The sequence below is a fragment of the Wenzhouxiangella sp. AB-CW3 genome (genome assembly GCF_014725735.1).
In the GTDB taxonomy this organism is placed as follows: Bacteria; Pseudomonadota; Gammaproteobacteria; order Xanthomonadales; family Wenzhouxiangellaceae; genus Wenzhouxiangella.
Map to the genome: position 1 here is coordinate 2,265,877 of NZ_CP061368.1, position 11,334 is coordinate 2,277,210.

Below are 11,334 nucleotides of genomic sequence, written 5' to 3' on the forward strand. Positions count from 1 at the left end.
TAATTCCTCAGATCGCCAGGGCCTTGACCCGCTTGCGACCACCGTAAATCAGGCCGATGACAGCACGGGTGCCGAGAATGGCAGTGAACATGGAAGTGACAATACCCAGGCTCAGGGTCACGGCAAAGCCCTTGATCGGTCCGGTTCCGAACATGAACAGCACGATGGCCGCGATCAGCGTGGTGACGTTGGCATCGGCAATCGTCGAGAAAGCCTTCTCGTAACCGGCACGAATGGCCGCCTGTGGCGTGTTGCCGTTATTCAGCTCCTCGCGTATTCGTTCAAAGATCAGCACATTGGCGTCGACGGCCATACCAACGGTCAACACGATCCCGGCGATGCCGGGCAGGGTCAGCGTTGCCCCCAGCATCGACAGCAGCGCGACGATCAACACCAGGTTGGCCGTCAGCGCCAGGTTGGCGACCAGGCCGAACACTTTGTAATAGAAGGCCATCACGACCAGCACCAGGGCAAAGCCGATGATTACCGAGCGGAAGCCCTGATCGATGTTGTCCTGCCCCAGGCTCGGGCCGACCGTACGTTCTTCGATGATCTGCATGGGTGCCGCCAGCGCACCGGCGCGCAGCAGCATGGCCAGCTGCGCGGCCTCGGTCGAGGAGCCCAGCCCGGTGGTCTGGAAGCGACGCCCGAAGGGCTCGCGCGTGACCGCCGCGGAAATGACCTCCTCGACACGGCGGGTGGTATGCACCTCCTCGCCATCTTCGATACGCGTCTCCGGCCGGTGCTCGATGAACACCACCGCCATGCGGTTGCCGACATTCTGGCTGGTGTGATCCAGCATGCGTCGGGCACCGACACCATCCAGCGTGACCACGACATTGGGCTGGCCGGTCTGCTGATCGAAGCCGGCGGCGGCACCGATCAGGTTGTCGCCAGAGGCAATGACCTCGCGCGACAGCAGCAGGGGTTCGCCGTTGCGATGGAAATACAGCCGCGATCCCGGCGGCACCCGCCCGGTACGCTGCGCCTCGTAGGGGTCATTCTGCTCATCCACGGCCCGGTACTCGACGGTGGCCGTGGCACCCAGCACTCGCTTGGCCTCGGCCGTGTCCTGGACACCGGGCAGCTGAACGACAATGCGATCCGAACCCTGCTGCTGGATGATGGGCTCGGAAACCCCCAGCTCGTTGACGCGGTTGCGCAAGGTGGTGATGTTCTGGCGCAGGGCGGTCTGCTGGAGTTCATCCAGATACTCTTCGTCGATGGTGGCGCGGACGTTGAAGGTGTTGGTTGCGTCACGGGCTTCGAGTTCCAGCTCGTCGATCTCGCGGCCGATGGCCTGCATGGCCGCATCCCGGTCCTCCGCGGAACGCAGCTCCGCCACGACGGCATTGCGATCAACCCGCACCGAGCGATAGCGAATGCCGGCATCGCGCAGGATGTTTCTCAGATCGCTGACATAGCGTTCAAGCTGCTGCTCGCGGGCCGAATCCATGTCGACCTGCATGAGGAAGTGCACCCCGCCCTGCAGGTCCAGCCCCAACACCATGGGCTCGGCGCCCAGCGGCGCCAGCCAGAGCGGAGTTGCCGGTGCCAGGTTGAGTGCCACGACATAATCTTCGTCACTCAGATCCTCACGCAGCACATCGGCGGCGCGCAACTGACGGTCGGTGTTCTCGAACCGCACGAGAAGCCGCTGTGGTTCGAACTCGATGTGCCGGTACTCGATACCGGCAGCTTCCAGGCTGCGCTCAACCTCACCGGTCAGTTCCGGCTCGAGCTCGAAGCCGCGCATCGAGGACACCTGCACGGCCGGATCATCGCCGAAGATGTTGGGCAGGGCGTAAATGATGCCTGCAAGAATCACGATGATCAGCAGGACATACTTCCAACGGGGAGTTCGGTTCATGGGATATATTTCAAAAATTCCGGGGATCGCAAGACTTCAGGCCCGCGATACTTGGATCAGTGGGCGGAATCCATGGTTCCCTTCGGAACCACCTGCGCCACGGAATGTTTCTGCAACTTGATGGTGACATCCTTGTTCAGTTGCAGCGAGACAAAGCTTTCGCCAACCTCGGTGATGCGACCCAGCATGCCGCCGGCGGTCACGACTTCGTCGCCTACCGACAGGCCGGACACCAGCTCACGGTGCTGCTTGTTACGCTTCATCTGCGGCCGGATCAGCAGAAACCAGAAGATGACGACGATCAGAATCAGCGGAATCAGGCTGGCCAGCATGCTCGGTTCCTGGGCGCCTGCATCCTGGGCCATGGCACTGGCAATCAGAAAATCCATAGTTGGTTTCCTCGGGTATTCGAGTATCAGGTTATCTTGGGACGGATCGCGTCGGATCCAAACAGGCTATTATTGCACAGCCATCGTCAGCCGACCAGCCGGGACGGCTCAGGATGCGTGCATTTCCAGCCGCAGCCACGCCCGGGCACGCTTGAGCTCGCGATTGATGGTGCGTGACGAACAATCGCTCAACTCGGCCAGCTCGGCCGCGGAATAGCCGGCGAAATAGCTGCCGACAACCAGCTCGGCGAGCTTCGCGTCATGCTCCTGCAGCCTGTCGATGGCCTCCTCGATCACGAGCACGCGCTCGGCCTCCTCGCGAGACACCGATGCCGAGTGGTCGCTGAGTTCAACGTGTACTGCCCCCTGCCCCCGCTTTTGACTCAGCCTGGCGCGCGCATGATCGACGATCAACTGGCGCACCGTCAGGGCAGTCAGGCGCAGCAGGTGCTTGCGATTCTGTACCGCCGGGGTGTCCTTGCCGAAGACCTTGAGAAACGCCTCATGGACCAGGATCGTGGTTTGCGGAGCCCCGCCGCTCGCGTTGCCGCGCTGAAAGTGAGCCACTCGACGCATGTCATCGTAGACCAGCGCGATGAGCTGCTCCAGTGACTCCGGTGATTGCTGGAGGCGTTCCAGCAGGTGGGTGACTTCCCCCGCATCGTCCATCTGCTGCCGGTCGGCATCATCGCTGTTCATGGTCAACCCTCCTTCCGTTCGGCAAACCCGCACCGTGCCCTGCCGGGGCCCTGTCCGAGTGCAGCCGAATCAATTGCCCCGGCCCGCGAGTGCCTCCCACTCGCGGCGGCTCCGATCATGACCGGCGCCGGGTGCGGCATCGTCCCACACGCTGTAGAGATCGACCACATGCTCGGCGATTTCCCCGGTCAGCGAGTGATCCTTTCCCAGCGCTTCTGAAAGGATATCGTATGACTCGAGCAGCAAGGACTCAGCCTGGCCGAATTCTTCCAACTCGAGCAACGTTTTGCCGTAGTTGGCCGCAAACATGCCGACATGCCAGTGCCCGGGCTGCAGCACCTGGCGACCCACTTCGAGCAACCTGGCGCCCAACGCTTCGGCCTCGTCAAGATGCCCGGTCTCGCGCAACGCCCAGGCAGCATTATGCGTCGAGTTCAGGGTATTGGGATGCATGTCGCCCAGTATGCGGCGATTGCCCTCCATTGACCGCCGGTAGTAATCCACCGCCTCTTCGACACGGCCCTGCCGGTCGAGCAGCGCACCGATATTGTTGATGATGTCCAGCGTTGACGGATGGTCCTCACCCCGCACCTCAAGGCTGCGCTCCAGCGCCTCCTGGTAATAGCGCTCGGCCTTGGCGTACTCTTCCATGTGGCGCATCAGCACGCCCATGTTGTTGATGGACATCAGGGTAGCGCGACTGGTGTTGCCCAGCACCTGTCGCCTGCCCTCCAGCGACTGACGCATGTAAGGCTCAGCCTCTTCAAGCCGCCCCATGGCCACCAGCAGCACCCCCATGCTGCCCTTGGAAGACAGGGTTTTCGGGTGATCCTCGCCCAGCACGCGCAGCCGGCCTTGCAGCGCCTGGCGGTAGGCCTCTTCAGCCTCCTCAAAACGCCCTTTCTGTCGCAGCGTGGCCCCCATCTCCTGGAACGAATCGAGGGTATCGGGATGGTCCTCACCGAGCTCCCGCTGCCGCGCTTCCAACACCTTCCCGGTCAGCTTTTCGGCATCGGCCAGATCGCCCTGCTCCCGAAGCAGGCGCGCCTTGCTGCCCAGCGAATCCAGTGTGGCCGGATGCTTCGCACCCAACACCTTCCGGCGAACTTCCAGCGCTTCCTTTTGCAAGGGCCAGGCGCGGTCGATCAGCGCCAGCGAACGCAAGGTGCTGGCAACGGCCTGCAGCAGCCGCGCCCGGATCAGTGGCTGATCGGAGAACTGGGAATCGATTCCCCGAACCGCCTCTTCCAGCACGATCTCGTCGAGCCAGTTCAGTGCCAGGCCGGTGAAATCGACCTCGCCGAGCAGGCGTTCGAACTCCGGCGGGACCGGGGCGTCGGCCGACTCAACCCGGTCCGGCCCGGGCAGCCCGCCTCGACTTTCCTCCACGAGGCTTTCGCGCAGGCGGACACCCATCAGCGCGGTATCGATCTGTCCAAGCTGCTGTTCGTGAAACTGCGCCACCTGCTCAAGCTCGTCCAGGTGCCGCTCGGCACGCTCGCGCTCGGCTTCTGCCTGCAGATAGAGCAGGGTCGATGAAATGACGCCGGTCACCAGCGCCAGCACGACCGCCGCCATTGCGCCAAAAGCCAGGGTGTTGCGGCGCGCATACTTGAGTATCCGTACCGGCAGTGAGGGCGGCAGCGCCAGAAGCGGATGATGCCCCAGGTAATTCTCGACATCGGTCGCCAGCGCCTGGGCCGAGGCATAGCGCTGCTCGGGATCCTCGGCGCAGGCCATGGCGACCATGGCCTCCAGCTCCCGCGCGCGACTCCCGGAAAGATCCGCGACCTTTTCAAGCTCAGCGTCTTCGTCGGGAGCACGGCCATACAGCAACCATGACAGGAGCGCACCAAGCGACCAGATGTCGCTGCGCGTGGTGACCGCTTCACCCTTGAGCTGTTCGGGCGCGGCATAGCCCGGGGTGGCGCCGCGCAGGGGGGCAGAAGTTTCTCCATGATCGCTCAGCAGGGAGGCGACGCCAAAATCCATGAGCTTGACCTGGCCGTCTGCCCGCATGCGGACATTCCCGGGCTTGATATCGCCGTGAACCACGAGCCGCTGATGGGCATGTGAAACGGCGGCCACGACATTTCTGAATACCTTAAGCCGCTGCCTCACATCGGGCCGGTGCTCACGAAGCCAGTGCTCGAGATCCGCCCCCTCGACCCACTCCATAACCACGAACGGCGCCCCATCTTGGGCAATGCCGGCATCGACCAGGGATGTGATGGCCGGATGATCCAGGCGGGCCAGCAGGCGGCATTCTCGCTTCAGGTGCTCGGAAAGCCCCGGGCGAGGCGAGGCAATCAGCTTGATGGCCACCTCTTTTTCAAACGCACCGTCGGCGCGCTCTCCACGGTAGACCCGGCCCATACCGCCGACACCCACCTCTTCCAGAACCCGCCATGGGCCCAGCAGAGCCCCCGGAACCTGCGAGGCCGGCTCGACCGCCTCGCGGCGAGCTTCCACGGCACTGGCAGCCAGAGACTCCGGCACCTGTTCCGCGAGAGTCGCATCCGACTCGCTGGCCTGCACCATCACCTCGAACCAACGCCCCAGTCTTGGCCAGCGCTTGCGGCACTCGGCCCGGAACCTGTTGCGGTCCGGCTGGCCATCGAGTTCCAGGTATTGATCCAGCAGCCGATTCAGCGCCCGGCGTCGAATTCTGGTCAGGCGGTGCTCCATCTGATGACCTGCACGTTCTCCCTGCAAGCAACTCTACGCGCGCCGCGCTTATGTCGCAAATGTCGTGCTCATCCTTGGCAATGACACCGGGTCGTTCAAGGATCTGGTCCCTTTCTCCCGGCCTGTCCGGGAGGTGCTTGCTGTCAATCCGGCACGATTACAGACCGAGTTCAGGGCGGCACGCCCTGCTCCCATTGTGCTTTCAGACCGGCGCTCAACTCGGAAAGCGTAGCGTCGGCAATGGCCTCGCGCATCTGCCGCATCAGGTGCTGGTAGTAGTGCAAGTTGTGGATGGTGGCCAGGCGGTGTCCAAGGATTTCATTACACTTGTGAAGGTGCTTGATATAGGCCCTGGAGTAGTTCGAGCAGGTATAGCATTCGCACTCTTCATCCACCGGCCGGGTATCCATTCGGTATCGGGCGTTGCGTATCTTCATCACGCCACGGCTGGTGAACAGGTGTCCGTTGCGTGCATTGCGCGTTGGCATCACACAGTCAAACATGTCCACACCGCGCTCCACGGCGGCGAGCAGATCCTCGGGGCGACCCACACCCATCAAGTAGCGGGGCCGGTCGGTGGGCAGCAGTGGAGTCGTCGCTTCGAGTACCCGTTCACGCTCCTCGGGAGGTTCACCCACCGACAGCCCGCCGATGGCGTAGCCGTCAAAACCAATGCGAATCAGCTCTTGTGCCGATCGCTGACGCAAGCCCGGATACATGCCGCCCTGCACGATTCCGAACAGGGCGGCCGGACTGTCGCCATGGGCGGTCTTCGAACGCTCGGCCCAGCGCAGCGAACGCTCCATGGACTCGCTCGCCTGCTGCTCGGTGGCCGGGTAAGGCGTGCATTCGTCAAAGATCATGACGATATCCGAGCCCAGTTTGCGCTGCACCCGCATGGACTCTTCCGGCCCCAGGAAAACCTTCGAACCGTCCACCGGCGAAGCAAACGTCACCCCCTCCTCGTCCATCTTCCGCAGATCGGCCAGGCTGAACACCTGAAAGCCGCCGGAATCGGTCAGAATGGGACCCGACCAACCCATGAAATCGTGCAGATCACCATGCGCACCGATCACCTCCGTGCCCGGCCTGAGCATCAGGTGAAAGGTATTGCCAAGCACAATCTCGGCCCCGGTCGCACGCAACTCCTCGGGCGTCATCGCCTTGACCGTACCGTAAGTCCCCACCGGCATAAACGCCGGCGTCTCCACGCTACCCCGCGGAAACCGCAGCCGCCCGCGCCGCGCCTGTCCATCTGTCGTCACCAAATCAAAATTCATCGCCGTTGCTTCACTTACTCGCTTGTTACCCGACTGCTTCCCAGCCCAACCATTCAGACCCCTAATCGCCCCACCACACCTAACACCTAACACCTAACACCTAACACTCCACACTTCACACTCCACACTTCACACTCCACACTTCACCCCCATCACCCCAAAAACATCGCATCCCCATAACTGAAAAACCGATACTCCCGGTCAATCGCATGCCGATACGCCGCCAGCACGTTCTCACGTCCGGCAAAGGCGCTGACCAGCATCAGCAGCGTTGATCCGGGCAGGTGGAAATTGGTCACCATGGCATCGACCACGCGAAAACGGTATCCGGGGTGGATGAACAGCCGGCTATCACCCGAGAACGTTTCGATGTCTCCCGAGGCAACGGCCGTTTCCAGCGAGCGAACGGCCGTGGTTCCCACTGCCACGACCCGGCTTCCACGTGCCCGAGCAGCCCGCACCTGGCTGACCAGGGCGTCGTCGACTTCAAGCCATTCGGCATGCATGCGATGGTCTTCGACATGCTCGACCCGAACCGGTTGAAAGGTGCCGGCACCCACATGCAGGGTACACCAGGCCATCTCGACGCCCTGCGCCCGCAGTCGCTCCATCATTGCATCGTCGAAGTGCAACCCGGCAGTCGGCGCGGCGACGGCTCCGGGCACGCGTGCGTAGACTGTCTGGTAGCGACTTTCGTCCAGCGCCTCATCGGCGCGCGAGATATAGGGCGGCAATGGCATGTGCCCGGCCTGTTCGAGCAGTTGGGTCCAGTCCGGACCGGACAGGACCTCCACCACCCAAAACGTGTCCTGCTGTTCAACGACCACCAGCTCGGCCAGGTCGGCAACCTGGAGCCGAGTGCCATCGGCGACTCTACGGTTGGCGCGAAGCTGGACGAGTGCCCGGCGGGATGAAAGCATGCGTTCAAGCATGACCTCGACCCGCCCGCCGCTGCTCTTGCGTGCATGGAGCCGCGCCGGCACAACGCGGGTGTTGTTGAACACCAGCAGGTCTCCCGCCGACAGCAGCTCCGGCAGGTCGGTGAACTGTCGATCGTGGCAGCGACCGGTGTTGCGTTCGAGATGCAGCAGGCGACTGGCCGAGCGTTGCGACAGCGGGTACTGAGCAATCAGATGCTCGGGCAGATCAAAATGAAAATCGGATACCTTCATGAAGGCGCTGCGTTGGGAACTGGCGCAATTGTACTTGCTGACCGTCCGGTTTTCGGACTGCCACCATCCCTGTATCATGCCCTCAGGCGCCGAATCCGACCATTCCCTCCCGATGAGCCCCAACCGCCTTGCCCTGACCATCTGCCTGATGCTGGCCCTGATTTTCATCGCGACCGTGCTCGCGCTGCTGGGCCCGAACTCGCAATGGCTGATGGAATTGCTGGCCGCCATCGAGCAGGGCAAGCGCGAACACCGGCTGGCCATGCTGATGGTCTACATCGCCGCGTTCGCGCTGCTGGCTACCCTGACCCTGCCGGTGGGCACGCTGTTCTGCCTGGCCGCCGGGTACCTGTTCGGCATTGTTCAGGGCTTTCTGGCCGCCCTGATTGGTGCGCTGCTGGCCGCCGCCCTGACCTTTATTCTGATGCGGCATTTTGGTGGCAGGCGATTGCGTGCACAGATGGACTACAGTCGGATGGCTCCCTGGCTGCGGGCACTGGAACGGGATGCAACCTGGTACCTGGTGTTGCTGCGCATCGTTCCGGTCGCCCCTTACTTTGCCGTCAACGCGGCCGCCGCAGTGACCCGCATCGGCCTGCTGCATTTTATCGCGGCCACCGCAGCCGGCCTGGTGCCGATCACCCTGGTCTATGCGGCGGTGGGCGCCGGACTGGGCTCGCTGGTGGAGGCCCGCACCATGCTTGGCCCCGGCCTGCTCATGCGCCCGGAAATCGGGCTGCCCCTGCTGGGACTGGTTGCGCTGATCATGGCCGGCTGGCTTGCCCGTCGTCGTCTGACGCCCCCGCCAGCCTGAAGACCACGTGTCGATCATCCTCGAACCAGGGGGATCCAAACCGGTCACGGAAGGCATCAACACATTCATCGACGGGTGGCAATGGCCGCACGGGCTCGAAGGCCGGTTCCAGGTGGAAGACCACGAAGCGATGCCGGGCCTTTTCGGGATGGGCTGCCAACTCGGAGAGGTGCACAAATCGTGGCAGCTTGATCCGGTCACGATCGGACAGGGGCACCTCTCCCCAGGTCCAGTCGGTGCACAGACCGGAGATCATTCCGATACGCACGGGTCGCCCGTGAACCTGCTGATACTCTCCCAACGGACTCATCGTGGTCTCGAAATGCCACGGCGCCTCGATCACTTCCCAGCGGCCATCGGCCGCCGCGATGTCGCGATAGAACTCCGGCACGGGCAATTCTTCGAGAAAAGCGAAAGGTGTGCGTTCGGCGTTGTAGTCGAACTGGTGCCGGGTGGCGTTGGTGAACTGGTTGATACTCCCGTAGAGCTTGGGCAAGGGACCACTTAGATAGAGCACCGAGCCGAGCAGCAAACCGGCGACCACTGGCATCGCCGGCCGTGCCCGGGCCAGGGTTCCGACCGGCAGCAGGGAGGCCAGCCGGACCGTACCCACGGCCACCAGCGCCAGCAGCATGGGAAGGACCACGGCGTTGTAGCGGACAAACACCAGCGCATGGTGTATCCATGCCGGGCGCAGGACCGTGATGACCATCACCGAGGCCGCCAGCAACCAGCACCAGTAAAGCACAAACCCACGGTCTCGACCCCACAAGCGCCATCCGCCCAGCAAGACCAGGGCCAGCATGCCGATGGCCACAAGCGGCTGCACGCTGCCGACCAGGAGCTCCCAGGAACGCAACAGGGTCTCGACAGTGATCTGGTCCACCCCCGCCTTCTCGCCGATGGCCTGCGGCGTGGTCAGCAGCGGTGGCAGGATCAGCGCACTACAGGCAGCCACCGTCGTGATGCCTGTCGCCAGCAAGACCAGCAGCGGCTGCACGCGACCGTGGCGCCACCAGTGTCCCAGCCCCGCAAGACCAAACCAGGTCAGGGCCGCTCCAACGAACACGGCAGTCAGCGCATGCAGCCAGGCCGACAGCACCGCTGCCGGCACGAACAGCAGCAGCCAGCGTCGATCCTCTTCATGCCACCAGCGCCACAGGGCCACGATGGCAACAAACCCCAGCAGGATCACCAGCGCATAGGGCCGAACCTGCCGGGAAAAGTGGATAAGCAGTGGCGACAGCGCGATCAGCAGCCCCAGCAGACAGCGTTCGCGACCATCCAGCCAGGGGCGCAGCAAGGCGGGCACCAGCACGACAGCCAGCAGACCGGACAACAATGGCAATGCCCGCATGTGCCATTCATGCAGCCCGATGCTTTCATACAGCGCGTTGAACAGCAAGGTCAGTGGAATGCTGTAATCGGCAAGCCCGAAAGACAGCGCAATCGAGCGCCAGTCGGCCTCCATCAGCCGGTGCAGCGCATGCCATTCATCGTCGAGCAGGAGCTGCAGATGCAACTGCCACAAACGCAGCCACAGCGCAATGCCCACCACGGCGATCCAGCAGACCAGCCGCCATCGATCGGCCGGCAACGCGGACCAGGGCCAGTTCATTGAAAAAGGGTCGGCCGGATCAGGCCCAGGCGACTGCCCAGATGCTGAAGCGACACTCCGACCACCCCGAGTCCATACACGACACTGCGTGCCAGGTTGATTGACGAGGCCTCTTCGAAGTAACGCGTCGGGCAGGTGATCTCTCCGATCGGATACCCGCGATGAATGATCTGTGCCAGCATCTGGTTGTCAAAGATGAAATCATCGGAGTTGCCGTCCAGGTTGAGTGCCTGGAGCACTTCCGCCGAAAATGCACGATAGCCGGTGTGATATTCCGACAGCTTGGCCCCGGTACAGAGGTTCTGGAACAGGGTCAGGGCGCGGTTGGCAAGATACTTGTAAACCGGCATGCCTCCGCTGATTGCACCTCCACCGAGAATACGCGACCCCAGCACCACCGGAAACAGGCCGCTGGCGACCAGGCTGGCCATGGCCGGCAACAGCATGGGCGTGTACTGGTAATCCGGATGCAGCATGATCACGATATCCGCATCGAGGGCCAGTGCCTTGCGGTAACAGGTCTTCTGGTTGGCGCCATAACCTCGATTGCGGTCATGCCGAATGACATGACGAATCCCGAGCGACTCGGCCACTTCAACCGTATCGTCCTGACTGGCGTCATCGACCAGGATGATCTCGTCGACCAGATCGCCCGGAATCTCCCGAACCGTCTGCGCGACGGTCTGCGCAGCATTGTAAGCTGGCAGCACAACAACGAGTTTCTTTCCCTGAATCACGAAGGTCCCGGAAGTTCGTATTGGTCGGGGAGCCCGGAATAGCCCCTGGCACAAATCGGCTCAGGGG

The 11,334-nt window shown here is 62.8% G+C and carries 9 protein-coding genes; 1 reads left to right on the forward strand and 8 read right to left on the reverse strand.

All coding sequences use genetic code 11. The features are described 5' to 3' along the window. Positions 1-7: 7 nt before the first annotated feature. From secD to queA, 6 genes are all read right to left on the reverse strand, one after another. Positions 8-1,870 (reverse strand): protein translocase subunit SecD, encoded by a 1,863-nt coding sequence (secD, locus tag IC757_RS09865; RefSeq protein ID WP_190974152.1) that lies wholly within the window; start codon positions 1,868-1,870, stop codon positions 8-10. A 56-nt stretch (positions 1,871-1,926) separates the two neighbouring features. Beyond that, positions 1,927-2,259, reverse strand: coding sequence for a preprotein translocase subunit YajC (gene yajC / locus IC757_RS09870; RefSeq protein ID WP_190974153.1), 333 nt, complete (start codon positions 2,257-2,259; stop codon positions 1,927-1,929). A 108-nt stretch (positions 2,260-2,367) separates the two neighbouring features. Beyond that, positions 2,368-2,958 carry an ECF-type sigma factor gene (locus tag IC757_RS09875; protein WP_190974154.1) on the reverse strand — a complete coding sequence of 197 codons (591 nt, stop codon included), beginning with the start codon at positions 2,956-2,958 and terminating at the stop codon, positions 2,368-2,370. Positions 2,959-3,027: 69 nt separating this feature from the next. Continuing rightward, positions 3,028-5,646 carry a serine/threonine-protein kinase gene (locus IC757_RS09880; RefSeq protein ID WP_190974155.1) on the reverse strand — a complete coding sequence of 873 codons (2,619 nt, stop codon included), beginning with the start codon at positions 5,644-5,646 and terminating at the stop codon, positions 3,028-3,030. 170 nt (positions 5,647-5,816) lie between these two features. Further along, the gene (tgt, locus tag IC757_RS09885; RefSeq protein ID WP_190974156.1) at positions 5,817-6,926 is read right to left on the reverse strand and encodes a tRNA guanosine(34) transglycosylase Tgt; all 1,110 of its coding nucleotides are present in this window, start codon (positions 6,924-6,926) and stop codon (positions 5,817-5,819) included. A gap of 152 nt (positions 6,927-7,078) precedes the next feature. After that, positions 7,079-8,098 (reverse strand): tRNA preQ1(34) S-adenosylmethionine ribosyltransferase-isomerase QueA, encoded by a 1,020-nt coding sequence (queA, locus tag IC757_RS09890; RefSeq protein WP_190974157.1) that lies wholly within the window; start codon positions 8,096-8,098, stop codon positions 7,079-7,081. Here queA and IC757_RS09895 point away from each other — a divergent pair. Next, the gene (locus IC757_RS09895; RefSeq protein WP_190974158.1) at positions 8,097-8,912 is read left to right on the forward strand and encodes a TVP38/TMEM64 family protein; all 816 of its coding nucleotides are present in this window, start codon (positions 8,097-8,099) and stop codon (positions 8,910-8,912) included. The genes queA and IC757_RS09895 overlap by 2 nt on opposite strands. Here the strand turns inward: IC757_RS09895 and IC757_RS09900 are convergent. Then, positions 8,863-10,530, reverse strand: coding sequence for a glycosyltransferase family 39 protein (locus IC757_RS09900; RefSeq protein WP_190974159.1), 1,668 nt, complete (start codon positions 10,528-10,530; stop codon positions 8,863-8,865). The genes IC757_RS09895 and IC757_RS09900 overlap by 50 nt on opposite strands. Further along, positions 10,527-11,240: a glycosyltransferase family 2 protein gene (locus IC757_RS09905; protein ID WP_263405555.1), complete on the reverse strand. Its 714-nt coding sequence runs from the start codon at positions 11,238-11,240 to the stop codon at positions 10,527-10,529. Before IC757_RS09905 ends, IC757_RS09900 begins: the two co-directional genes overlap by 4 nt. Between the last annotated feature and the right edge of the window lie 94 nt (positions 11,241-11,334).

Bases quoted from the DNA above. Each gene is read 5' to 3' on its own strand.
- secD (WP_190974152.1), bottom strand. From the start codon at position 1,870: ATGAACCGAACTCCCCGTTGGAAGTATGTCCTGCTGATCATCGTGATT.
- yajC (WP_190974153.1), bottom strand. From the start codon at position 2,259: ATGGATTTTCTGATTGCCAGTGCCATGGCCCAGGATGCAGGCGCCCAG.
- IC757_RS09875 (WP_190974154.1), bottom strand. From the start codon at position 2,958: ATGAACAGCGATGATGCCGACCGGCAGCAGATGGACGATGCGGGGGAA.
- IC757_RS09880 (WP_190974155.1), bottom strand. From the start codon at position 5,646: ATGGAGCACCGCCTGACCAGAATTCGACGCCGGGCGCTGAATCGGCTG.
- tgt (WP_190974156.1), bottom strand. From the start codon at position 6,926: ATGAATTTTGATTTGGTGACGACAGATGGACAGGCGCGGCGCGGGCGG.
- IC757_RS09895 (WP_190974158.1), top strand. From the start codon at position 8,097: ATGAAGGCGCTGCGTTGGGAACTGGCGCAATTGTACTTGCTGACCGTC.
- queA (WP_190974157.1), bottom strand. From the start codon at position 8,098: ATGAAGGTATCCGATTTTCATTTTGATCTGCCCGAGCATCTGATTGCT.
- IC757_RS09900 (WP_190974159.1), bottom strand. From the start codon at position 10,530: ATGAACTGGCCCTGGTCCGCGTTGCCGGCCGATCGATGGCGGCTGGTC.